We start from the raw sequence: 26730 nt of genomic DNA, 5'->3' as shown, positions 1-26730 counted from the left end.
TCTCACCTATTTATCTTCTAAATAATACATACCATCTTTTTCAATGAATTTTGCATCATATATTTGTACTTGCTTTGTCTGAACTGATAATCTATCATTATCAATATCGACTTCTTTTTTAGGAATCATTACATAAATTTGTTCCATTACGAAGTCATCAGGTACGTTACTTAGCATTTCTTGTTCTTTATCTGATTCATTACCTTCTATTACTTTTTCGTTCATTAGATTTAATTGCTCAAAATCTGGTGATTCACTTAATACTTGAGCACTTTTTAATAATATTCTACCATTTCCTAAACGTATTTCTTTTGACATACTATTGATTGTAACTTTCTTATTTTTATATTCATATTGAATTGATTCTTTATCAAAGGCTACACTTTGATTTTCAGTATATTTACTATGTACAGGTATTACAATTTTAATATAATCATTGCTTTGTAGTTTATTTGAAATATCTTCGACTCTAGCTTTTATATTTTTATTATATTCTTCAAATTCATTGGTTATATTCGTAGTTAACTCTTTATTTCCTTCATTTTCCATGACACCGTATTTATCTAATAAATATTTGACAGGATTATTATAATCCAAGTCATTCTCAATACCCAAATCATAAATTAGCCCATACGCTGTTGAACCTATAATATAGTATTCTAAATTTTCATTAGTTCCTGAATTAGTTAAATCAATATCTTTAATTAATAATTTCACAGCATTTTTATTAACATCCTCAACTGTTTTATTGCCTTCTAATATAGCTAATGCTTTATATTCTGCAATTCTTGCTTCACCTTCTATTTTATCAAAACCACTCTTTGCTTTATTGTCTCCATTTTGTTCTAAATATTTCTTGTAAAAATAATTAGCCTTTTTAATATTACTTATTTTTTCTTGCTCGTCAGAAGTAAATAAAGCTTGGTTATAAAAATAAATCATTTGATTTCTATATATACGAGATTGATATTCTATTGGATATTTTACTGCTCTAGTACCCATTACTTCTTCCATTGTTATTATATTCTTGTCTTTTGCTTTTTGTAGCACAAGATGAACAGCTTCATGTACAATAAATTTTAAGATTGAAGTTTTCATGGAGTCATGATTAGGTGATACACCTATCATATCATCAACCCTTACGATATAAGTTGGTTCATTATTGAACTCAACAATATTATAGCTCTGTACAAGAATACTTTTATCTTTAAAGGTATCTGTGGAGTATTCTATTAGTTCATCTTTTTCACCATATTTTTTGTCCTGACTATTGATTAAGTAAGCTGTATGTAGAGCATTGCTTATTAAAAGAATTTGAATCTTCTTCATATCAAACTTTGAATCAATTAGATGAGCATTATCAATTAGAATTTCTTTTGTTTCTCTACAAAGCTGTGGAAATACTTCTCTTAATTTGTCCTTTTGTTCTTTTGTAATAATAATTTCATAACCATCTTCTTCTAAATCCGTTGATGTTTCTGAAGTATTAGAATCAAATAATACCTTTGCCCCTTCTGGAACAGGAACACCTTCTGGTAACAATATTGTATTTCCTGTCACTCCATCAACTTGCACCTTTTCTGCTCCTTCAGGAATTTCCATACCCTCTCCCAGAAGAACAACTTTCCCATTAAAAGAATTGTCATTTTGGGCATCCTCGATATCTTCTTTATCTTGTATATCTTTTTCACTACTATCCACCTTAGATTTGGAAGTTTGATTACTTGATTGTGATTTGTTTTCTTTCTTTATTTGACAACCGATTAGGTTAATCATCAGTATACTAATTAATAATACTACAAAAATTCTTTTCATTATATACATCTCCTTCATTTATTATGGGTTCTCTTTATATTAATTTCTTCTAAGCAACTCAATAGGTGATAATTTTGATGCTTTTACTGCTGGTATGATACTAGATGCTAAACTCACAACTATACCAACGGTTAAAGCAATAACCAATGTAAATATGTTAGGATTATAGATTGGATAATTCATATACTTCATTGCCATTGGGTTGATTACCAAAAACATTACTATCGACAATATAACTCCTGCAGTTGAAGCTAATGTTCCTAATAATAATCCTTCTGTAACAAATATCTTCTTAATATCTTTTTTTGTTCCACCAATTGATATAAGCAAACCTATTTCTCTTTGTCTTTCAAGTACACTTATAAATAATATGATACCTATCATTAAAGCTGAAATAAACAGTATTAAAAGTGCTGCCCCTAAAATGATAAGGTTAAAATTCTTAAATACTTTTGTTAATCCTTTTAATACATCTTCTGGTCTTGTGATGTCATATGATTTAACATAAGAATTATATATTTCCTCTATATTTCCTTTATCCTTTAAATAAACACTCATTTTATTTGTTGGTATATCTTCATTCTTACCTAGAAATCTGGAACGTCTTACAATTGTCTTTTGGGTTTCATAGGGTAAATATGCATAATCTTCACCAATTAGGGTCTTTTGAGTTATGCCTACTATGTTAAGAGATTGTTTATCCCAACGTGAGGGATAATTATTCAAATCATCTACTGCCAAGAATTTTGCTTCTATTTTCTTGCCTATCAGGTTCTCGATATTACCATTATCAGCCAACTTCATTGCAATGTTATAGGATAAAGCTATTTCTTTTTTATTATCCTCAGGTAATCTTCCATGAAATATTTCTGGTGTAGTATAATCTTTTTGATACTCTTTTTGAATGATTGATTTCACTTTAAAAGTTATTTCTTCTTTATTATCAAGTTCATGTTTGGCGTTTAAGACATATTCATCTTGTAATAATCTGATTTTTTTATTTTTCTTTAATGCAAAATAATCTTCGCTTGTTAAAGCATCTTTTTTAATAAATGTAAGCTTTTTATTATCAATAATACGTTTATTGGCGTATTCCGAATAGCTTTTAATACCATTGCTTATACCAAATGCTATTGCTAAACTACATATACCTATTATCAAACTCACTGATACAAGTAAATACCTCCATTTTCTTTCTACCAGTCTTTTCCATGATAATCTAAAAGCTGCTTTAATATCAAAACTACGTTTTTGGACTATTGATTTTTCATTGTTCTGTACAAACTTTTGTTTGATTTCATCTTTTATTACTTGACCATCTTTTAATTCAACTATTCTTGTTGAATAATCTTTTACTTCATAATCATGGGTTACAACGATTACAAGTTTGCCAGAATCAGCAATATCTTTTAATATATTTAACATTTCAATTGATGTTTTGCTGTCAAGTGCACCTGTTGGTTCATCAGCAATAATTATATCTGGATTCTTGACTAAAGCTCTTGCTATGGATACTCTTTGTTTTTGTCCTCCTGATAATTCACTAGGCTTATGATTAAGATGTTCATAAAGTCCAATGTTAGTAAGTATTGATTTTGCTCTTCTTCGTTTTTCTTTACTGTCAACAGCATTCATAGATAACCCAAGTTCAACATTTTCAAGTACAGTCAAATGCTCCATCAATTGAAAATCTTGAAAGACAAAACCTATCTTATCCTTTCTGCAATCTGCCAGTTTCAGGTCTGAAAAGCTTGCCATATCTTCATTATCAATGAAAACAGAACCTGCTGTGGGCTTATCAAGACCAGCAATAATATTTAACAGTGTAGATTTACCTGATCCAGATTTTCCAAGTATACATACAAATTCACCTGCTCCAAACTCAAGATTAATATCCTTCAAAGCTGTAAGAGGTTTTTGCTTTTCAGGATTATAAATCTTCGTAATACCTCTTATTTTAATCATTTTATCACTCCTATTAGTTAATTTTATCTAGGTCAAATTTTTATTTTTTATTTTTATAAGGTGATTATACATATTCAATATCTATTTATTATCTAGAAAATGTGTTTTTTTTGTTAACATTACTGTTAATAAATGAACTTTTTTCCTGTTATCATTAAATAATTGGTATTAAAAAAACCTTATATCCCTTTATTTGAAAAGGTTTATAAGGTCTTGTTTTTTACAAGTGTCAAAAAAATTCAATCCTCTAAAGAAATAAGATTAGATAATTGGTACTTTTATTTCAATTAAAAACTCATCTGGATTATTTATAATAAATTCATCTATTATTGTAGTAATTACTATATCACCTCTTATATTTATTCTGTTATCACTAATGAACTCTACGATTCTTTTAAATAAATCTCCTTCTGATTTATGAGAACCTTTGTGATAGGCAACTAAACATTTTCCTAATGGATATTTTTCAACATTTTCATCTTCCATAAAATTTTTATCTATAGGTAATAAGATTTTTTCAGCGAATTCCATCTCCTCTTGATTTGTTCTATTCAGAAAATCATAATTATAAATCAATAGAATATCTTTATTATGCCCTATCTCTGAATACTTAGGATATCTCTTGGTGAGTTCACCTAATTTTTTCTCAAATTCAAACCAATCATTTGCTGTTTTACATTCTCCAATTACACCATATATATCCTCACACTCTTTTATCTCTATATTACTGCCATTGATTTTATATAAGTTCCTTTTATCTTCAATACCTTGTATGATTATTTCCATGTTCTTTAGTATTGCTTGTTTTCTTCTTATTTCTTCTTTGAATATATCTTTTTTGCTTTTTAATATATTTAATGATTCATCTATATCTGTAATTTCCTTGAACTCCTTCATTTCTTTTAATGAAAACCCAATCATTCTGAAAAATTTTATGCAATCCACATCCATGAATTGCTCTATACTATAATATCTATATCCATTTGTTTTATCTATTATCTCTGGTGATAACAATCCTAATTTATCATAATATCTCAGTGTTTGGGCATCAATATCTTTTATTTTGGCTACTTCTCCAATTCTATATTTTTTCTTCATATTATCACTCCTACTCACATTTAATTTATTTTTTGCATAACTAACCATTGACCTTATAGTAATAATAAGGTTTATACTATAGCTTGTCAATAAACGCTAAAGGAGAATTACATATGAATAAAGATTTTACTAAAATTGATTTAAAAAATTATTTAAAGTTTGTTTTTCCTACTATTATTTCCATGGTATTCATATCCATATATACTATGACTGATGGTATTTTTGTGTCTAATAGGTTAGGAAGTACTGCTCTAGCCGCTCTTAACATAACTATACCTGCCTTCAACTTTATATTCGGTAGTATCTTTATGGTTGTTATTGGAGCATCAGCAATTATTGGAATCAATCTTGGAGCAGAGGATATAGAAAAAGCCAATAAAAACTTTAGCAGCATGATATATGTACTAGTTTTTATTTGCTTCTTTTATCTGTTCATAGGGATTTTCTTTACAAACCAAATAGTAAAACTATTAGGCGCTAAAGGAGATATGATTCCTTATGCAAAGGATTACTTATTTATCCTGTTTGTAGGGTCTTTTTGTTTTGTTGGAAAACTGTTTACTGAGGTTTTTCTTAGAATAGAAGGAAAATTCAATTTGTCTTTGGCTGCAACTATAGCTGGTGGACTGGTAAATATTTTATTTGATTATATTTTTATCTATTCTTTGGATATGGGCATTAAGGGGGCAGCATATGGAACTATACTTGGTGCTTTTATTAACGGGTTAGTTGGTATTATTTATTTTGCTTTCAAATCTTCTAAAATCCGCTTTGGTTTAACTAAGATTGATTTTGGTTTTATTAGAGAATCTTTAGTCAATGGTTCATCTGAAATGGTTTCAAGTATTTCCGCTGGAATTACTACTTTCATTTTCAATATGGTTCTATTGAATCTGGTTGGTGAGTTGGGTGTTTCAAGTATATCCATCATACTATATATTAACTTCTTGCTATCTTCAATCTTTATTGGCATAGCTACAGGAATTCAACCTCTGATAAGTTATAATTTTGGTGCTAATCTTATTGAAAACATTAATAAGTTACTAAAAATATCTGTTATCATCATAGGTACTATAAGTGCTTTTTCTTTCATCGTATGCAATATTTTTAGATATCAGCTTATTTCACTATTTGAAACTAAGAATGCAGAATTGATTAAGATGACTGCTGAAGCCTTTAAGATATTTAGTTTTACATTTTTTATTAATGGGTTCAATATTCTTGGTTCAGGATTTTTTACAGCTTTGAATAATGGTAAATATTCGGCTATTATTTCTTTTAGCAGGTCCATCATATTTAAGATAGTATTAGTTTTGACTCTTCCTTATCTTATGGGATTAAAAGGAGTATGGCTTGCAACACCTTTATCCGAGTGTTTATGTCTTTGTTTGACTGTTTATTTTTATAAGAAAGTTAGAAGGCTGGAGATGAAAAACGACTGTTCTATAGAATTAGAGGTAAATTAATTTGTGATAATACAGTTCATCTCACCAAATAGATACAACCTATGGTGAGATGATAAATAATTAGTCTCTTTCTAAATATAATCGGAAATGATATATTCTTTTTATTTTTTTACTATTGGTGCACAAATAGCTAATATTAATCTATTCATTAAAATTAATAATGCTAATATAAATATACATATTACTAAATGGTCAGATATCCACTTGTCAAATGTGATTAATAATACTACAAAAATTATAATCAGTGGTATATTTACAAAAATCGGTTCTCCTATTTTAGTTCCACATACATTACACCTTTGAGGAAATCTTGGGTCCATTTTAAATTTTGTTATAAATGAAATTTCGCAGTTGCAGTCTGGGCATTTATATTTCTTTATTATAATCAACTCCTGTTAATCAAATTATATCTTATTTCTATTAATCTGTTAGAGTGAATTCATCAATTGATTTTGTTTTAACTATAGTTTTTCATGATAAATCATTTACTCCTTTTTAACTAAAGGAACAAATAATGTTGATACTACTTTTAACTTTAAAAAATCCAAATATACTCTGGATGTCGATTAAGTAATTTAAGAAATATATATAAATATATTATATAAACTAATATTGCCCAACCACACATTTCCAGACCAAATATATGTTTTTTTCTATTAAAATCTAAGTACTTTTTTGCACTATATCTATATCCTCCAATTGTAAAAATCATACACGATGCTTTAAACGGGAAAAGAAACCCAATGTTAATATCATCATAGTAAATTAATATTGAGAACAAATATGCACTCAAAAATGATATAAATGTACATCTTACTCTTCTATGGTTAAATTTTTTTTCATTAAACATTATTGCAATACCTCGTTATCAATTTCAATTCAAAATATAGCTGTTTATTATACTTTTAATCATAAGAAATATTAACAATCCATTTATTACCAATAATCATGCATAGATAACCTTCCTATGTCATTATTCATTATATTATCAGATAACAATAATTAACTCTTAAAAATTACTTAATATAAATGAAGTCGTTATTTTAATTTGTTCCATATAACTTAACTCATTCCATTTTTCTAATTGATAAAAATCATTTTTTAGATTTTCATATAGCTGTGTAAAATCAAAGAATGCAATGTAGTAATCTTCATATCGTACTAATTTATCATCATACTCGTTAAGTTTATCTCCCATCTCTTCTATAAGTTTTTTATTATCATCATTATAAAGTAAAGGTACTTTTTCATAAGCATTTGTTTCATCAATACCCTCTGTTAATTTATTATATTTATCCATATATTCATTATAACATTCAGCATATAATATTTTACCCTTATTATTACTAGCTAATTGATTGCTATATAATAAATATATACCAATGATTAGTATAAAAAGTAATATTAAGAATGTGAATTTAGATTTAATATTTGACTCTTTCATTACAATTTCTCCTTAATATCTTTATCAATTTCTTACAATGCAATAATCTACATTATAGTAAAACCTAATGAAACAGAGTAATATAATGATTATCTTATCAAAACAATTATTAAAATTATCTATATAATTTTTTATTTGTTCCTCAAATATTCTTTATACATAATCCGTTGGCCTATTATATGATCCACTATTCGATTCTTTTCAAATCTGGTTAGATTATCCCAATCAGATACTTTTGCAAAAATCTTGTCCATTAGTTGATACTCTTTTTTTCGAGAGATATAAGAAAAAGAATCTTTCTGTGATTTTGAAAGCTTAGTATCCTCTATAATTTTTTTTACCTTAATCATAATTTCTTTGTTATTGTTGGTTAATAAAGTGTTTTTAATATCATAGATATCAATAGATACCATTATCTTTGCCATATTATTTTCAAAAGCGTTCACAAATCTTTCATGTTTTATTTTTTTGATTGAGTTATATATAAATACTATTGAAATCAACAAAATTGTTAATGCTATCCCTATTATTACCTTACGTTTTAAACTAATCTGTGTAAATCTCATTCACGACTCCTCTTGTTTATCTTATGGTATTTGTATAAGTAATATCTATATTATCTAGTCAGTCAATTTTTTTCAACCCTAACTGTCATCTTTACAAATATATTATTTTAAATTTTACCTTGTATCAATATGTACCCCATACTATTTTGTGTAGGAACAATGATGCCAATATTATCACCCATGATATAAAAATCATTCTCATGAGAAAATTGTGCGTAGGATTCAACAAATATTTTAATAAATGTAGTATTTTCTTCTATATCTTCAAAATTATTGTCTATTATTTCAAACTTAGTATGTAAATTATCTTTGATAAATGATTCGTCTATAACAAAAAATTCTTCTAATTCAAGTTTTCTTTCACTGGCAATATCAACAGTAATAGCATGTGCAAATCCATTTGATATGTTATGGTCACTTACTTCCCCTACAAATAGAATGCTTATAATCTCATCATTTGCTTCCATTATTTTATAATCAACACTATACTCTGTATACTCTCTATTATCTAAAATGTCATGATAATTTATAACCTCATTAAATAGTATATTATTTAATAGTTTTTCTTTTTCATTGTTTTTTAAATTATATATTTGAGGATATCGTATTTTAAGTGATTTAATCCACTCTGTATTGTCATTAGGTCTAACCATATCATTATTAATTAGTTCACTAGGTGCAATGCCATAACCATTAACTTTTATATACCATTTATCTGAAAATGTACCACTTTTTTCATTTACTACTACATTATCATTTAATTCAGTAAAACTATTATCTTTTGGGTAGGTATGTCCTCTTACCGTTTCATTATCTTTTGCTTTTTTAACATTTTTGTTATTTGGATTATTAACGATAAAACCACATGATGAAAACATAAAAATGCAAAAGATTATTAATAAACTAATTATGAACTTATTAATCTTCAAATACTATACTCCTGTTAATTGATGAATTGTTCAACTATGTAGTTTAATAGAAATAGAAATTTTTATTTTTAGTTATTCCAATTCTCATACGTTCTTTTAAATAAGTTCCGCTTTTTATTTTGTTTTAACTATAATTTGTTTTAATTGTTCATTTTTTTTAAACTCCATCTTTTATATTTTTTTATCATTTTGTTTTCTTCCTATATTAGTAACTTTATTTAATTTATAATCTTTATATATTAAATTTAATAAAGAGAATAAAACAAATTTATCATTATAAACAAGTGATTCTTTGCTAACTATAATATTATATTAATTATTAATCTTCAATATCTTTAATATTAATATCATGTTTTTCACAATATTTTTTTGCTCTATATTCTTTATATTTCATCCATAAAAAGAATCCTGCTAAAAACATTCCCCCAATAATATAAATTAAATAACTAATTTTAGACTTCCACTCATATGATGGTTGGCTAAATAGTACACTCAACATCATTCATCAAACTTCCTTTTAATAGTATAAATACTACAGTTTAGATTTCATATCCATATAATTTAGCGCTAAAAAACATGCCCCCTTTATAAACAGGGGCATATTATTTATTATCCTATTATTTTATTCTATATAAAGTATAGATATTTGTTTTCTCATCTAATGACAAGCCATATTTGAACTTATTTTTCTTGAAGAATCCTAAATCCGTATCAATATCTTTATTTGCTAATTTGAACTTAATGTCGTAGTAATACCCATATACTTCAAATTTACCTACTGATTCCAAAAGATATAATCTTAATTCTTCTGTTGACTGGATATTCATTGGGTCTGTATTTGGATAATTACCTTGTTGAATGCTTCCAAGTTGGTCCCATCCATGAGTTGACATAACTTCAAGTGGCGTTTTCAAAAAATATTTATATGATATAGATTTCTTTGCATCGTCACATGTTACATCAACATTATACCATCTATCATTAATATAAACTGCATTCCATGAATGTGAACCTACAAATGTATATATATCAGATAGTATCAATGTGGATATCCCTGCTTCATCGCACAAATAATAAAATAATGTAGCATAGGCAACACATACCCCTTTACCAGAGTTTAATGCATCTAGAGCTACTTTAGAAGTAGTATAATCTGGCTGTCCACTATATGTTATATTATTAGCAATATAATCATGTATTGTCTTTACCTTCTCTTCATCAGTCATCTTGGGATTAATTATTTTATTAATAATGTCTTTTGCTCTTCTTCTAACTTCTTGATTAGCTGAGTCACCTTTAGCTGTTTTTTCAAGTCTAGTATTTTTATCTACTGGCTTTGGTTCATATCTATTGATTATTGAATGATCTATATAGTAATAATTTTTATCCTTGAAGTTTTTATTCAAATGTATTCTACAACCTTCTTTAACAAAAATTGTTATTTTACTCTTTTTCGCATCAATATTTACATAAAACGGACCATAATCAATCATTTTAGCTGCTAGATTAAAGTCTATATCAGCTATTTCTTTTGTAAAAATATCTTTTATATAATCAAAGTCCCTAATATCCTCTAGAATTATTAAGTTTCCATCTAAAGTTATTTTAGCTGAACTCATAAGATATTCACTAGGAAATATGCCTCTCAAATAATAATTATAACAAGAGAAGTAATTATCAACATCTACAATAGCATTTTCTAGTTTATAGTATTCTTTAGGTTCAAATCTATGATTAATATAACTCATATCATAATTACCTGTATATTCAAGATATTCTGGATTTACATCATTATAATCAATAGCATTACATCTGCTATAATGACCATTAATTGAAGCAATCATGTGTGCCATCTCTTCACGAGTTAACATTTTATTCAAATCACTATATTTATCAATGAATCCAAATATATAAGCAAGTTTCACATAATCTGGATGTGTACTTTTTATACTTGGTTCATTAATAATAAATCTGTCAATATATATATCATCTTTTATTGATTCATAAACCAGTTGTGAGTATTCTCCAACTGTTATATTTCTATCAAATTCTTTTTGAAATTTTTCTGGTACTTCTCCATTTAGTATTGACTCCCCTATTTCAGTCCTATATTCAATTGATGGTAAGTCATACTTGAATGCTGTTAATGCTTTTCTGTCATTTTCAACTATATTCTTAGCCCATCTGAAGTAGCTATCTATTTCATCCAACACTTCCTTTAAAGATTTTGATTCCATTCTAAGGGTTGCTGGTTCTTTACTATATTCAAAAATTGTCTTGGTATTGGAAAACATTTCAATTATCTTTGCATATATTTTATTTTTTTCAGATGCGTCTTTACAATAATCATTTATATCTTTATCTATTTTCTTTATCTTTTTCATAATAGATTGCTGGAACTTCATAACATCTGAATGTGAAGGTGTCATAACCTTTCCTTTTATCTTTACTTCAGTATAGAAATTACCTAATGAATCCATGGAATAATCATACACTGTAGTATCTTTGCTTATAGCCTCATAATTTTCTAACCTTGTTTTAATTACTTTCTCAAAATCAATAACCTCTTCTTTTTGCAAATTTTCATTATCAGTAGATTGTTCTGCATATGCTACTACTGATAAATTTAGAGTCATGATACCTATCAATATTATTAGTAATTTTTTCATTGGTGTTGTCCTTTCTTAGTTTATTTGTTGAAACTTGTAATTATTAACCTTTAATATATTTATATATCTGTATGTAAAACATAACATATTCAATCAATCTCTTTATATCAAACTTGAATATTAAATGTTCAGTTTTTTACATGTAAAAAGATATTGTTAAAATCTATTTTTCTACTACTGGTGCACAAATAGCTAAAATAAATCTATTTATTAAAAGTAATAAAGCCAAAATAAATATACTTATTATTAGATGCTCAGTTATCCAAGTATTAAAAGTAATTAGTAATACTACAAAAGTTATAATCATTGGTATATTTACAAAAATTGGTTCTCCTATTCTTGTTCCACATATATTACATTTTTGAGAAAATCTTGGGTCCATTTTTAATTTTGTCAGAAAAGAAATCTCACATTTGCAATGTGGACATTTATGTTTTTTAATTTTAATCAACTCCTCTTAATCAAACCACATTTTATTCCTATTAATTTTTAAATCAGGTGAAGGATGTCTTTCATATAAATAACTATATTGTGCAGGTATAGTTACTTTAATTGGTTCTTGTTTTCTAGCACTAACAATTGTATTATTTTTATTCATAACATAATTAAAAGTTTCAATTATACCTTCATGCTCAAATGACACTGAAACACTGGAATATCCTTTTATTTTTTCCAATTCTTTATCAGTTTTCATAGCTGATATGAAAGTTATGAAAGTTCCTAAATTTTTAGGTTTAGGGGATAATCCCACTGTATTCAAAGTAACATTAAGCATGTCAGGTGTATTTTCATCAGTTATATCATTAGAAAGATTTGTACCTGCTTCTGGCGCTATTGAGCCTAATGCTGATACTACTCCTATTGGATATACTAATATACCAGAAATAGCATTCATAATATTAAATCCTTTTTCCATTCTGTATTTATCATTTTGAATTATGTTTAATTTTGAATGAATCCTACTATTCTTATAATAATATTGTGATTTATAATTTCCATCTTTATCTTGTGAATAATATAAACCATTATATTCATCTTTTTGTCGTATTATATCAATAGCTCTTAATATTGCAAGCATTTGATCATCTTTATTTTCTTTGGAAGATAAATAAGCATATGTTGTTTTTAAAGCATATACATTATTTAAATCTGAAGAAGATAATATATCCGCATCCTGTAAGTCAGCACTCTCTTTGATTTGTCCTACAGAGTGTTCTGAGTAATCTTTATTATTTATATGAACTCCATTATCCTCAAAAAACTTCTTTACATGAGTTATTTTACTTATCAATTGATTATACAATCGTTCAAACCAATTCTGTAAAAGACTAATACCACTTATACTTACTTCATCATGGTCCGTTTTTGTCGTATCTGTATCATGTGAACCAGTACTTGTATCTAATAATTGGTTAAGCAGATTTTGTATTTGATGTTCGCTATTGCTATATTCCATTACTGCTTTATTAATAATTTGACTTGAATTGTAAGTACTTTCAATAATATTTTGAAAATCATTTGTCAAAGTATTAAAATGGTCATCTATATTATCCCTTCTGGTAATATCAATGTCAATAGAATTCTTAATCATTTTGAATCTATTAAAAATATAGTCTATTCTTTTAGTTATTTTTATTATGTCATTTTCTTTTTCAGATAAAGTATTCAAATTGTATTTTGTCTGTCCCATAAATAGCTCCTTTCTATTATCATTTAATATTATATCTTTTTATAATTAAATACAATAAATCCTGACGAACGACACGATTTATGGGATAAAATGCATTTTCAAAACAAATATTACTCTTTATGTATAATAAGAATAACTATTTTGCCAATTAATTTCTAAACTTTAAATAGATATATATTATTCATATCAGCTATCTTTTTATTCTATCAATATACCTAAACCGCTAATTATGATATTATATTTTAATCCAATCTTTACGATATTATAGTATTAAAGTGCTATTTTTATAATTATTTCAATTTGATAAACTATAATAAGACAACCTGAGTTTTGCAGTATAAAGCCATTAAAAATAGCCGTTACCCCAGTAAATATAATGGTATACGGCTTTTCTTGTTTGTCAGAAAGTTATAGTGTAACAACTCCTTTTTTTGTGTTTCCTAAAATTTTTTTTATTTTTCCTAAAGTGAGCAATTTTCTAATGCTATATTTGTGTTTGGTATTCAATTCTAATATACGAGCAATAACCAAAGATACAAAGCATAAGCTTGTATGTGGTCCTGTCTAGAAACATAGACAAGGCGAGCCTCCAAATCGGATTTAGTCACACGGAAAGATTCCTTTTTAAGAGTAGCTTCCCTATCTTTACGAGCTTTTATAGCATACTTCTCACTATAGAAAACAACCTGTTTTTCATCAACAACTTTACTCATTTTCTTACCAGAAGAGGTAGTTTTCTCACAGTACTTTTTTGCTTTATAATCTAAATATTTATTTCCTATGAAGCATATTGCTAATAATATACCCGCAATTATCAAAACAGAATAACCAACTTTAAACTTCCATCCAGATTTGATCATTAAACATATTAATTTATCCTTAAAACAATACTCTTATTGATTATTCAAATACTGTTGAATCCCATTAATCTTATTTCTTATGCTTTGAACCATTAGAAATATTAATAATGGATTTATTACCTATAAGTATCATTTGTACTTCTAACTTTTCAGTATCACTCATATTTTCCCAATACTTAGCTTTCTCGAAGCTGTCTTTAATATCTAAATAAAAATTCTTTGCTGCTACTAATTCAAAAAAAGTCTTATCTGTTCTTAAAGAATCCATTTTAGGTATTAATTCCTCTAATTTTGCAACTTTATCAAGATTTTCTTCTGTTAAAGAAGTATCTAGATTTTTTATATCAATAGTATTTATTAACTCACTATATATTTCTGTAAATTCGTTATTGTATTTATCAAATTTGATTTCAATTATTTTAAGTCTAACGAAATTTGAAATAAAATATATCATAATTAACATAGCTATACTTGTTATAGTTATAATCTTCTTCTGTTTTTTTGTCATACTAATTCCTTTCTCATATTAATTTATACCCCTTGTTCCCGAGGTAATATGTAATTTTTATAGTACCATGTCTTCTTAAATTGCTCCTCGTGATATTTATCTTCTATATCTTTAAATATCACCTCTAAATTATTGATATTATGCTCATAATTCTTGTTTTTTTCAATAATTTCACCTATTTTACTTGATATTTTATATAATAAGTACTCTTGATCGTTATTTAGGTTTTTACCGTAAACATCAGTAAACTCATCATAAACATCTTTAGATATAGTTTCCCATTCATTAATAAATTCATTTCTATAACCTTTTAATAAAAACATATTAAATGGGTCATTATCTATTGCACTAGTATATTTAAGATTTTTGAGATTCTTTTTATCCTCAAATTCATTTTTAACCATATCAAATAATGCAATAGGCATTAATGCATTTGGATTATTAGCAAATGTACTCCACTCAGCCAGTGTATTTGCTCGCTTTGAATATTTTTCAAGTGTCTTACCAAATACAAATTGTCCTAAATCATTTGTACTTTTTAGCTGAGACATTTCGTAAATAAATTTTGTATTACCAACTGATTCAATTATTTTATCTACTAATTCTGTATTAAAATTATCATATAAATATGTATAATCCATATAGTTACTATCTGCGATAGGAATTTTTGTAAAATATTTATATAAATATGTAAAAGTATATATATCAGCCATTAGATCCAACTTGACAGCATTAGAATCAGGTTTAGGTGGATTAGTAAAATATGTTTCATCTCTAAGATTATTATTAATTTCTTTATTGTAATATCCACTAGTATCAATATGCAAAATATTATTATGATTTATATAAAAGTAATTATTTATATTGTTTATACTATCTTCCTCAATAAACCCATTTTCCTTTAATTCATCAATCCCAATCATATGTACCGCTTGGAAAGTAGCTCTATCTAATTTACCTGTTACCTCAACATTTAATCCTTTTTCACGAATATACTGTTGTAATTTCTTTATTCTTTCCTTATCATAATAATAACCTTCTTTTTCAGATGCCTTCCTAAAAATTCTATATGACTCAGATTTGCTATATGTACCTATTGCTGATTCGTCCAATACATTGCTTTCCAATGTATTGTCATCTTCAACTACTGACTTTAAATAATCTTTATTATTTATATGAACTCCATTATCATTAAAAAACTTCTTTACATGAGTTATTTTACTTATCAATTGATTATACAATCGTTCAAACCAATTCTGTAAAAGACTAATACCACTTATACTTACTTCATCATGGTCCGTTTTTGTCATATCTGTATCATGTGAATCAGTACTTGTATCTAATAATTGGTTTAGCAGATTTTGTATTTGATGTTCGCTATTGCTATATTCAATTACTGCTTTATTAATAATTTGACTTGAATTGTAAGTACTTTCAATAATATTTTGAAAATCATTTGTCAAAGTATTAAATTGGTCATCTATATTATCCCTTCTAGTAATATCAATGTCAATAGAATTCTTAATCATTTTTAATCTATTAAAGATATAGTCTATTCTTTTAGTTATTTCTATTATGTCATCTTCTTTTTCAGATAAAGTATTCAAATTGTATTTTGTCTGTCCCATAAATAGCTCCTTTCTATCATCATTCAATATTATATCTTTTTATAATTAAATACAATAAATCCTGACGAACGACACGATTTATGGGATAAAATGCATTTTCAAAACAACTATTACTCTTTATGTATAATAAGAATAACTATTTTGCCAATTAATTTCTAAAAATTAAAATAGCTATATATTATTTATATCAGCTATTTTTTTCTACTAATATAACTAAACCGCTAATTATAATCTAACATTATTAATCCAATCTTTGCGATATTATAGTATTAAAGTGCTATTTTTATAATTATTTCAATTTGATAAACTATAATAAGATAATATTATAGAAAGGGATAATAGTCCTATTCATATTTTTAGGTAGTGTGATAACTAAGTATGGAAATGTAAAAAAACAGTAGATTGATATAACCTAAGAATAAATTTTATTCTATAGAAAGGTGTTGCCTATGAAAAAGAATGCTTCCACATATATTGTAGCATATATGATTATATTATTAATTGGTGCTCTAAATTATATAATATTTAAATATAGTGCTAATTATAAACCTGTTAATTATAATTTTCATAACAGTAATTTTTATATAAGAGTTTTATTACTACCTATGATAGGTAGAATCTTATTTGGTATGAGTATTGGATTAGAGTCTCTATTGACCAAAGTAGGTAAACACGTCAAATTAAAGATGAATACAACAAGATTACTTATCATGGGGATTCCTAGCTTATTAATAAGCCTAATAAAAATACTATATGTATTTGGTATAATCCACTATTATTTTATTAGGAATGAAACTTTCTTATTATCTGCATTATTTCAAATTTTATTTGGCTACATAATAATTAGCAGTATAGAAAAAAAAGAAATCACTAATTAAATAAAAGTTATCCTCATATATTAATCCATATGATTTTAAATATATGAGGATAACTCTTCTATTATTACATAAAAATATCTACTGTTATGGCATTCATTTTTACCTAACCTTGATATAAACCATTCCCCAAAATTCAACTGTAGGTACTTCAAAACAAATATAACGTCCACGATCCATTGATTCCATTGTATATTCTAAAGTTTTGCTACTAGCCATCTCACCATCTGGCGTAGCATAATATACTCCCAATATCTCTTCATCTATCAAAGCTTGAATCTTAATCCCTTTTACTTTTTTAGGTTTGTTTTTCTTTTCTTCATTCCATATATCACTATCTATCCCCATCATATTGACTAGATGAATTACCTTACAATTATCAGTTTCCCTTATCTGTGTCCATATTGATTGTTCTTTAGGGTATGAGGAAAAATCACCACCTGAAAATATATATTCTGTATTAATGCCATTTGCATGAGTCATAGAAATATCCTTAGCATTAATGTCATATAGTATGTCACCATACCTAACAATAAAATCATAATAATTCCTAACCTTATTAGTATGTTCATCTAATATTTTACCATAGTTTACATAATATGGATCACATAACACCCCATTATTCTCACCTAACAATAATTGAAATCCTCCACTAGCCGAAATAACAGCAGTTGTTAGAAGTAGACTATTAAGACAACTTTCTGGACTACAATCATATTTCTTATCAAAACATTTTAGATATGCTGCAAGAATAACCTGCTTACCGCTTAATTCCTTAGCTCTATGAATGAGTTCATACAAATGTCTATATTTATATTGAGGATTCCACACCTCTATGTAACAAGCGGCTTGTTCACTAGGTGCTACAGCTTCTATTGCCCAGTTGCTGACAGCATTAAATATCAGACCAACTTCTGGCTTCACTTCTCTTAGTCTATCATAGGTTCTATTGATAAGAGGCAAAAACTGTTCATCCAGCTTTTCTAGTTTTCTCTCATTATTTAGCTTGGAATAAGCTGTTTTTGGAAAGCCATATGTATCAAGATGAATCCCGTCAAAATCAAATTTATCAATAGCTAATTGGAATTGATCTATTATATGCTTGGTCCAAGGTGAAGAACTTGCAATATTCATTATATAGAACCATTCTCCTAGATTCTGGGGTTTATCTTCGTTAGTATAAAGAGCCCATTCTTTATGAGTATTATAGAATTCCTTGGAAGCGGCATATATACAGCCATAACCTATTGAAGCCATATTGTAATCATGACAGCTTTTTATTTTACCCAAAATAGCTTCCTTTGACAACTTTCTATCTAATAGGTCTATAAAATAAGGTTCTCCAGGTATCAAATCTTCATGTTTATACATCCAATCATAAAATTGAACAGCATTAATGTGGTACTTAGACATCTGTGAGATATCTTCTTCGTCCTTTTCATCTTCTTTATAAAAATCACTTAAGAATCCATATCTTGGTCTGACCTTCCAGTGTTCAAGCACATCAAAAGCTGTATCTTTACACTCATTTTGAACCTTGATCTCAACACCATAACCTCTATTTTCAACAACTGGTGGTAAATATTCAATTACTATTTTATTTAGCCCTTCATTCAGTACGTGTATTTCTTTGGTATTAGATATTATCTCATCCAACTGATATATCTTACATCCAATATAATAAGGTTTATTATCTTTATTTCTATTATTGATCTCTACATTAATCTTTACTTTTTCATTTAGCTTATATACTGCTTTATCAGTAAATACATCCATAATTTCGATTCTTGTTGTATCTGTATTTTCCATTCTTCTCACCTCTAAGCTTTATTCTTTTATTGCACCTTCGCCAATGCCACCAACTACAAAGAACTTTTGGTTTATAGTATAGACAAGCATTACTGGAATAAGGGTAATTATTGATGCGGCAAAAACCAAGCCATATTTGGTTGCGTGCTGCCCATTGATTCTGTGAATTACAATTGGTAATGTCAATAGACTTTCTTTTGCCCCTAATATTATCTTTGCAGTCAAAAAATCATCCCAAGTTCCCAATAAGACAAGTATTGCCAAAGTACCTATGGCTGGTTTTGCCAGAGGCATAACTATTTTCTTGAATATTGTAAAATGCGAACCTCCATCAACTACAACAGATTCAATCAACTCATTTGGTATCGCCTCAAAAAATCCTCGTAGGAAAAAGGTATTTCCACATATCCCAGTACCTACATATAGTAATATCAATCCTCTTCTTGTACCTATCATACCTAATTCGTTGATTAACATGAATTGAGGTATGATATTAAGTACTCCTGGAATCATTAATGTAAAAAGATATAATTTGAATAATAATTCTCTGCCTCTAAAAGGTATCTTAGCAAAGGCATAAGCTGATAGGGCAGAAATGAATATGACAATTATAGTTGTAACAAAAGTAATAAAAACACTGTTTCCAAAGTAATTAAATATATGATAAACATTTATAATTTCTTTAAAATTATCTAATGTAAATTCCTTAGGTAAAAGTCTAGGTGGATTAGGTAAAGAAAATGTAAATGTTTCAAATGAATTACCAATCATAATTATAAATGGCAGCATAAAAATGATAGCTCCCAATATGAGTAGTAACCATGTGAATGTCTTTCTAAAACGTCTCAATATAACTCATCTCCTTCTTAATAATCCACTTTCATCTTTTTATTCAATATCAAAGTAACAATCAATATACTGACAGCTGTAAGAATTCCAATAGCCGCTCCTTCACCGAATTTGTACAACTTGAATGTACGTGTATATAGTAAGTATTGTAATACACTGGTCTTACCTCTTGGGTCGCCTCCTGTTAATACTAGCACTTGTAAAAATACATTAAATGACCCTATCAATAATTGTATAGTTAAAAAGAATGAAGTTGGTTTTATAAGCGGTATGGTCACTTTCTTAAGTTTCTGTAATCCTGTAGCACCTTCTATGTCTGCAACTTCATAATAACTTTTGTTGATTCCTTGCAATGCAGCCAAATATAATAACATGGCATAACCTATATTTTTCCATATTCCAAGTATCCAGATTGATATATTTCCACCCCATTCAGTCTTCAACCAATTTATAGGTTGTGGAATTATATGAAGGATATTGACAAGTAAATAATTAATAGGTCCTTGAATTCCAGGGTTAAAAAGATATTTGAACATTAATCCTGCAATAATCCATGAAGTTATTACTGGTAAATAGTAAATCACCTTGAATGTAACAGAAAATTTCTTAATAGAATTAATTGCTACCGCAATGATAAGCCCCAAAAACAAAGTAATTGGTGTTACGACTACAGCATACAAGATGTTGTTTCTATAAGCTGTAAAAAAACGTTGCTGCGATTCATTAAATAACTCTTTATAGTTGTTAAGCCCTGTAAAAGTTAACTTACCAGACATTATGTCATAATCTGAAAAACTGATTTGTATGTTTTTGATCATAGGATAAAATATAAATGCAATGGCTAATATCAATCCTGGTAATATAAAAATAATGGCTTGCCAAGATTTGTTATATATTTTGTTTGACTTAGTATGTGTCCTTTTCTTAACTAGGTTTGTTTTCATACGCCTTGACTCCTCCAATGAAGTTAATAATAAGGTCTATCCTAGAATACATAGCACTCTAAGATAGCCCCTTATCAATTTTATATCTCATGTTAATTTTGACTAAGAACTTCATCCAATAATGATGCTGCTTGTTTCAAACCATCTTCAGTTGTTGCTGCTCCAGTGAGTATACTGTCAAACGCATCTTTGATATATTCTTCAATAGTAGCTTTTTCAGGTGATGGAATACGTGTTCTGGCGTTGTTCAATTGTTCAAGATACACTGACCAGACTTCATCACTTGTTAATTTTGGATTCTTAGCTGCTGATTTTAAAACAGGCATTTGACCCATTTCCTGTCCCATAAGTACTTGTACTTCCTCTGATAGTAGGAACTTTATAAATAAGAAGGCTTCTTTTGGATGTTCACAGCTGTTGAATATACCGATACTTTCACCTCCAACTATTGAACCTGATTCATTATTGTAAGTTGGGATTAAAGCAGGTTTCAAACCTAATTCTTTCCAATCACCTGTGAAAGCAAAGAACCAAGGTCCTTCAAGGAACATAGCGTATTCTCCTGATTTGATACCATCCCAAGCATCTGTGGTACCATCAATCTCTTTAATAGTGAACATTCCTTGTTCATGAAGTTCTTTTAATTTATTCACTGCATCAATGCTTTGTTGGCTGTCAATATAACCTGTAGCTTTAGTGAAGTCTTCATTAGTCAACACGCCACCGAATGACCAGAAATAAGGTAAGAAATCCCATTCTCCAGCACTAGAAACATTTAATGTGTATCCACCTTTTTTGGTACTTGCGTCGATGAATTCTTCCATTGTTTTAGGAACATCTTCAAATCCTAGTTCTTTTAATTTGTTCATATTGAAAACTGCTGCTTTACAATTTGTATCTAGTGGTAATCCATAGTATTTACCATTATAATAATTAGTAGACATTGGTCCTTCAAATAGATTGTCTTTTAGTTCATTGAAACCTTCCATTTCATCTAGTGACATTAAAGCTCCTATTTTGGCTAATCCAGAAACATCAGTTATATCAAGTCTAGCCACATCTGGTGTTGTATTGGTTCCAGCACTTATAACAATTTGTTCACGGTATTGATCATTACCTTGTGCTACAACTTCTACTTCAATATTTGGATATTTTTCATTGAACATTGGTATAATTTTTTCTTGGAAGAATGGAGTTTCTTTGTCGGCACCATAGTTATGCCAAAAAGTTATTTTAACTTTTTCCTTAGACTTATTATCTTCACCTGTATGAGTTTGTTCATTTGTTTTACCATCTGTATTGTTGTTTGGGTTATCTTTTACATCTTTGGTTTCTTTAGCACATCCAGTTAGTAGTAACCCTAAGGTTAAAACTGCAATCATTATGTTTCTTATAATTTTCATTGTATTACCCCCTTAATAGTAGATTCTGTATATGTATAATTATAGCCATTGGATATAATAATAAAATAACTAAATCTGACTTTCTTTATACAAAACCTACTTTTTAAAAATTTATAGGTTGATAATTGTTGGTAAGAGATATTATACTTAATTAGGGAATAAATATATATTTTTTTAGTATTTTTATATTGTAAGATTGTCAGTGTAAAGGGTTAAAATCACTTGCCTTACCCTGAGAAGCGGTCGGTCTGCGTAATTTTAACCCTTTACACTTCTTCATTGCTATATAAGTAGTTACTGTTTATTATTATATTTTATAGGGGAGTGATTTTGTGATTTTTAGGATGAGAACTAATGTATTGCCTGTTGTAAGATTTATTGGGCAGATATCATATCATCAGGGGTGGAAGCATTTTGAGAGGAAAGCTGATGAGTTTATAGTATATGTTATCAAGAAGGGTGATATGTATATAGAGGAAGATGGAGTGCGGTATCATTTACGGAAGAAGGATATTTTTTTCTTTGAGCCTGGTAAAGTCCATAATGGTTATAAATCGGCATCTTGTGAGTATTTTCATATTCATTTTTCTAGTTTAGTATTGAAGGAATTGGAATTTAATAATGATAGTGATTTGGTTAATGAATTGCGTAGGAGGAGATATATTGCGACTACGAGTAATTGTTTGTCTAGTGAATTACCTAATGATTCCACTTGTTTTTTACCTAAGCAGTATTCGTTGGAGCATATTGATTATTATTCTAATAAATTAAAAGAGTGTATTAATAATTATGAAATACGGATTGAGAATTATAAGGAAATCATATCTACGGAATTACTTAATCTTCTCATTAGGATTTCTAGGGAATTTGCTTCGGATATTATAGAGTCTTCTTCTAATCAGATAAGTAAACCTTTGCATAAAGCTACGGAGGTTCTAGATTATATTAATAGTGAGTATACCAATAAGTTAACTGGTGAGATTATAGGTGAACATTTTGATTCTAATTATGATTATCTTAATAGATGTTTCAAACAGCTTACAGGTCATACAATCATTAATTATGTCAATATGCTGAGAATCAGTAAGGCTAAGGAGCTAATACTTACAACCAACATGAAGTTTACTGAAATAGCTTATCTTGTAGGTATTGACAATCCTTATTATTTCAGTAGATTGTTTAAACAACATGCTGGATGTACCGCTACTGATTATTATAATAATACTATGCTTCATCCTTAGGTAGTAGATTATAATAATAATCAGCTAATTCTTTATACTGTTTTATAGCTTCAATGCCTTTTGGGCTGATTCCATAGATGCCTCTATCTATTTTGGTGAACCAGTCGTAAAAATTATTATATAGTATGGAAGTGGTTTTATCACCTGTTCCTAGTTCCCTTAGCTGTTTTGGTGATAAGTTGCCGTATTTTTCTAAGCAGCAGGCAATATGTATTGAATTTTCCTTATATGCTGTCATTAGCTTTGTCTTAGTGCTTCCTCCTACATTGAAATTACCGTATCGTCCTTCAATCTCAGCTATAATATTATTTTTCTTCTTAGATGATAATCTCTTGCTTTGATTTCTGTCAAAAGGTTTAGGGTGATATACCACCTGAACCAATGGTTTGTTGCCTTTGAATGAAACAAATATCAGTCCTAGTTCTAATCTCCTGATTAGATAAAGCTTGTCCTTCCATTGCCTAGAAAACATTTTTTTAGGTCGTTCTATTGCAAGATATACTCTATCAGTTAGTCTTTGTCCTTTGGTTCCTTGAATCAACAGTTTCATGTTCAGAACTTTCTTAAGTTCAATGACAATTAGTTCATCATCTTTCACTGCTGTTACGTCAATAGATTTGACCTCGCCATTAACTTTGTATCCTAGATCCGTAAAATAATTGTATATAGGGTCATATAAATCCGTTTCTTTTATCTCCATCGTCATTCTCCATTTTATTTATATAAAATATTATATACTTTATAGATTGATTAGCCAAGTTGCAAGTTATAAATCCTTATAAAATAAATATATATGCCTATCCTTAATTTTTACTATTTTTGTATTTTTAGTGCTTGGTCATAATATTATAGTAATAAATACTTATAGAAAGGAATGTTATTTATGCAAAGAAAAATATCATTGATTATGGTAATTCTTCTTTTTTATAACTTATTATCTATTCCATGTGTACAAGCAGAAGAAGATACAGTTAATGAAATTAAGGTTTGGGAGAGCTATTTTGGTGATGGAGAGAAATATGCACTGAAGAAAATGGATTCCTTATATTTTAGTAAGTCCGGTACATGGGGAAAAGGTAATGTTATTAATGTATTATCTCATGAAACTGATCAAACCATGATTGGTATAGGGGGAGCACTTACAGAATCGGCTGTATCTGTTATTAATAGTTTGCCTAGTGATAAGCAGCAAGAGATATATGATGCATATTATAATGAATCAGGTGCTGAGTATTCAATTGTAAGAACCCATATAGGGTCTTGTGATTTTTCTGTAGGGGAATATTCCTATGCACCAACCCAAACAACTGATCTTTCTAATTTTTCCATTGACCCAGATAAGGATGATATCATACCAGCTATTAAAAAAGCTTTATCTTATAACGGAGATATCAAAATATTTGCAGCTCCTTGGGCACCTCCTGGGTGGATGAAATATAGTGGTATAAGATATGGTAATGGAGATGGGGGAGGTATTAATGCTGGATCAGTCTCTACAACTCCAAATCATATGTTGCCTGAATATTACCCTCTATATGCGAAATATTTTGCGGAGTATCTAAAAGCCTATAAAAAAGAAGGTATCGATTTTTATTCTATTTCTATGCAAAATGAAGCTCAGAATAATCCAGATTGGGAAGCTTGTTATTGGACCATTGATTCTACTATTAATTTCATAACCAATCATCTAGGTCCAAGCCTTGATAAAGAGGGATTTAAAGATATTAATCTGTTAGTATGGGATTGGGATAAACAAGAAGGTGCTATTGGTAAAGGTGATGGTTTTATTACCTTCAATGAAACTTTATTACAATCTAGTGCCGCTGAATATATTGATGGTATTGGGTTTCATTGGTATGGTCCTCTTGATATAGCTGATGAGATTGTAAAGCGACCTACTTGGGCGGTTGATGACTTCAAAAATATTGCCTATTTTCATCATAATTATCCTACAAAATTATTAATTGCAACAGAAGGTTGTCAAGAGAAAGGACCTTGGCTTAATTCCATTGAACCTGCAAAGAGATATGTGTTTGATATGATTAATGATTTTAAGGTTGGTACAGCAGGATGGATTGACTGGAATATGGTTCTTAATACATGTGGTGGACCTTTACACCGTGAAACCAATTATTGTCATGCTCCTATTATGGTTGATACTGCAACAAATGATATTATATACAATCCGGCATACTATGTATTCAAACATATGAGTAGAACTATAAGACCTAATGAAGTAAGAGTTAATACAGAAAGTACATCCCGTACATATAGGAAAGGTGATGTAATAACAGTTTTTGATGCTAAAGATTATGAATTTACAAAAGGGTTGCATGAAGTTGCCTTTCAAGATAAGGAAACAGGTAAAATCAAATTGATTGTAGGCAATATTTCTAGTGAAATACAAGAGTGTGTTATTAGAGAAGGGGGACGATATGTTACAACAGCTATCAACCCCTATACTTTATTAACTTTCTCCATAGAGCCAACAGCAAATACTGATTATCACACAGCTATTCACTCTGCTGCAGCATCTTCTTATGAACATAGTCCTATTCATGATTACTCTCCAATATCAGCTATAGATGGCAATATTGAAACAAGATGGGCTAGTGATTGGAAAGATGATGAAAACATTACCTTTGATCTTGGTGAAGAAAAGGATATAACAGGTATTGATTTACTATGGGAAAACGGATGGTCTAATGAATATGATATACTAGTGTCCCAGGATTCAGTAAATTGGGAAGCAGCTCAACATGTGAAGGGTAATGAAATGGATATTTATGAGATAGATGGTATGCATCCTACTACTATTAATTTTACACCTGTTTCTGGCAGGTACATAATGCTAAAAGGTATTAAACGAAATCAATCTTATGGCTATTCATTGTATGAAGTTCAAATAATTTGCAATAAATGAAAAAAATGGAGTATATTTTCTTGCAAAATAATAAATACTAGTATTGTT

The 26730-nt window shown here is 28.3% G+C and carries 21 protein-coding genes; 4 read left to right on the top strand and 17 right to left on the bottom strand.

Going from position 1 to position 26730, the window contains the following annotated elements:
• Nucleotides 1-6: 6 nt before the first annotated feature.
• From HYG85_RS16610 to HYG85_RS16600, 3 genes are all read right to left on the bottom strand, one after another.
• Nucleotides 7-1815 carry a hypothetical protein gene (locus HYG85_RS16610; RefSeq protein ID WP_212690591.1) on the bottom strand — a complete coding sequence of 603 codons (1809 nt, stop codon included), beginning with the start codon at nucleotides 1813-1815 and terminating at the stop codon, nucleotides 7-9.
• A 39-nt stretch (nucleotides 1816-1854) separates the two neighbouring features.
• A complete protein-coding gene (locus HYG85_RS16605; RefSeq protein WP_212690590.1) occupies nucleotides 1855-3780 on the bottom strand; it encodes an ABC transporter ATP-binding protein/permease in 1926 nt (641 codons plus the stop codon).
• Between the two features lie 261 nt (nucleotides 3781-4041).
• Nucleotides 4042-4878, bottom strand: a complete 837-nt coding sequence (locus HYG85_RS16600; protein WP_212690589.1) for a MerR family transcriptional regulator — start codon at nucleotides 4876-4878, stop codon at nucleotides 4042-4044.
• 113 nt (nucleotides 4879-4991) lie between these two features.
• On the opposite strand from HYG85_RS16600, the gene HYG85_RS16595 reads away from it, so the two are divergent.
• The gene (locus tag HYG85_RS16595; RefSeq protein ID WP_212690588.1) at nucleotides 4992-6344 is read left to right on the top strand and encodes an MATE family efflux transporter; all 1353 of its coding nucleotides are present in this window, start codon (nucleotides 4992-4994) and stop codon (nucleotides 6342-6344) included.
• Between the two features lie 1009 nt (nucleotides 6345-7353).
• On the opposite strand, the gene HYG85_RS16590 is transcribed toward HYG85_RS16595, so the two are convergent.
• The 9 genes from HYG85_RS16590 to HYG85_RS16550 form a co-directional block, all read right to left on the bottom strand.
• On the bottom strand, nucleotides 7354-7788 hold the full coding sequence (locus HYG85_RS16590) for a hypothetical protein (protein WP_212690587.1): 435 nt from the start codon (nucleotides 7786-7788) through the stop codon (nucleotides 7354-7356).
• A 131-nt stretch (nucleotides 7789-7919) separates the two neighbouring features.
• Nucleotides 7920-8354, bottom strand: a complete 435-nt coding sequence (locus HYG85_RS16585; RefSeq protein ID WP_212690586.1) for a hypothetical protein — start codon at nucleotides 8352-8354, stop codon at nucleotides 7920-7922.
• 107 nt (nucleotides 8355-8461) lie between these two features.
• Complete coding sequence (locus HYG85_RS16580; RefSeq protein WP_212690585.1) at nucleotides 8462-9283, bottom strand: hypothetical protein; 822 nt, start codon at nucleotides 9281-9283, stop codon at nucleotides 8462-8464.
• A gap of 319 nt (nucleotides 9284-9602) precedes the next feature.
• Complete coding sequence (locus tag HYG85_RS16575; protein ID WP_212690584.1) at nucleotides 9603-9785, bottom strand: hypothetical protein; 183 nt, start codon at nucleotides 9783-9785, stop codon at nucleotides 9603-9605.
• 115 nt (nucleotides 9786-9900) lie between these two features.
• Nucleotides 9901-11952: a transglutaminase domain-containing protein gene (locus tag HYG85_RS16570; protein ID WP_212690583.1), complete on the bottom strand. Its 2052-nt coding sequence runs from the start codon at nucleotides 11950-11952 to the stop codon at nucleotides 9901-9903.
• A 457-nt stretch (nucleotides 11953-12409) separates the two neighbouring features.
• Nucleotides 12410-13642 (bottom strand): hypothetical protein, encoded by a 1233-nt coding sequence (locus HYG85_RS16565; protein ID WP_212690582.1) that lies wholly within the window; start codon nucleotides 13640-13642, stop codon nucleotides 12410-12412.
• Nucleotides 13643-14151: 509 nt separating this feature from the next.
• Entirely contained in the window at nucleotides 14152-14502 is a 351-nt protein-coding gene (locus HYG85_RS16560) for a hypothetical protein (RefSeq protein WP_212690581.1), read from the bottom strand.
• 70 nt (nucleotides 14503-14572) lie between these two features.
• On the bottom strand, nucleotides 14573-15010 hold the full coding sequence (locus tag HYG85_RS16555; RefSeq protein ID WP_212690580.1) for a hypothetical protein: 438 nt from the start codon (nucleotides 15008-15010) through the stop codon (nucleotides 14573-14575).
• Between the two features lie 23 nt (nucleotides 15011-15033).
• Nucleotides 15034-16638 carry a hypothetical protein gene (locus tag HYG85_RS16550; protein WP_212690579.1) on the bottom strand — a complete coding sequence of 535 codons (1605 nt, stop codon included), beginning with the start codon at nucleotides 16636-16638 and terminating at the stop codon, nucleotides 15034-15036.
• 449 nt (nucleotides 16639-17087) lie between these two features.
• Here HYG85_RS16550 and HYG85_RS16545 point away from each other — a divergent pair, with 449 nt between their 5' ends.
• A complete protein-coding gene (locus tag HYG85_RS16545) occupies nucleotides 17088-17516 on the top strand; it encodes a hypothetical protein (RefSeq protein ID WP_212690578.1) in 429 nt (142 codons plus the stop codon).
• 99 nt (nucleotides 17517-17615) lie between these two features.
• Here the strand turns inward: HYG85_RS16545 and HYG85_RS16540 are convergent, their stop codons facing one another.
• From HYG85_RS16540 to HYG85_RS16525, 4 genes are all read right to left on the bottom strand, one after another.
• Nucleotides 17616-19322: a glycoside hydrolase family 66 protein gene (locus tag HYG85_RS16540; protein WP_212690577.1), complete on the bottom strand. Its 1707-nt coding sequence runs from the start codon at nucleotides 19320-19322 to the stop codon at nucleotides 17616-17618.
• A gap of 18 nt (nucleotides 19323-19340) precedes the next feature.
• Nucleotides 19341-20171 carry a carbohydrate ABC transporter permease gene (locus HYG85_RS16535; protein WP_212690576.1) on the bottom strand — a complete coding sequence of 277 codons (831 nt, stop codon included), beginning with the start codon at nucleotides 20169-20171 and terminating at the stop codon, nucleotides 19341-19343.
• A 17-nt stretch (nucleotides 20172-20188) separates the two neighbouring features.
• The gene (locus HYG85_RS16530) at nucleotides 20189-21115 is read right to left on the bottom strand and encodes a carbohydrate ABC transporter permease (protein WP_212690575.1); all 927 of its coding nucleotides are present in this window, start codon (nucleotides 21113-21115) and stop codon (nucleotides 20189-20191) included.
• 92 nt (nucleotides 21116-21207) lie between these two features.
• Nucleotides 21208-22518 (bottom strand): extracellular solute-binding protein, encoded by a 1311-nt coding sequence (locus HYG85_RS16525; RefSeq protein WP_212690574.1) that lies wholly within the window; start codon nucleotides 22516-22518, stop codon nucleotides 21208-21210.
• A 332-nt stretch (nucleotides 22519-22850) separates the two neighbouring features.
• On the opposite strand from HYG85_RS16525, the gene HYG85_RS16520 reads away from it, so the two are divergent.
• Nucleotides 22851-23759, top strand: a complete 909-nt coding sequence (locus tag HYG85_RS16520; protein WP_212690573.1) for an AraC family transcriptional regulator — start codon at nucleotides 22851-22853, stop codon at nucleotides 23757-23759.
• Here HYG85_RS16520 and HYG85_RS16515 read toward each other — a convergent pair.
• Nucleotides 23743-24459 (bottom strand): DUF2161 domain-containing phosphodiesterase, encoded by a 717-nt coding sequence (locus tag HYG85_RS16515; protein WP_244971213.1) that lies wholly within the window; start codon nucleotides 24457-24459, stop codon nucleotides 23743-23745. The genes HYG85_RS16520 and HYG85_RS16515 overlap by 17 nt on opposite strands.
• Before the next feature lie 183 nt (nucleotides 24460-24642).
• On the opposite strand from HYG85_RS16515, the gene HYG85_RS16510 reads away from it, so the two are divergent.
• Nucleotides 24643-26682, top strand: a complete 2040-nt coding sequence (locus HYG85_RS16510; protein ID WP_212690571.1) for a discoidin domain-containing protein — start codon at nucleotides 24643-24645, stop codon at nucleotides 26680-26682.
• The last annotated feature ends 48 nt before the right edge of the window (nucleotides 26683-26730 follow it).

Source organism: Vallitalea guaymasensis (assembly GCF_018141425.1).
Classification (GTDB): domain Bacteria; phylum Bacillota; class Clostridia; order Lachnospirales; family Vallitaleaceae; genus Vallitalea; species Vallitalea guaymasensis.
This window is presented reverse-complemented; position numbering and strand designations above follow the sequence as displayed.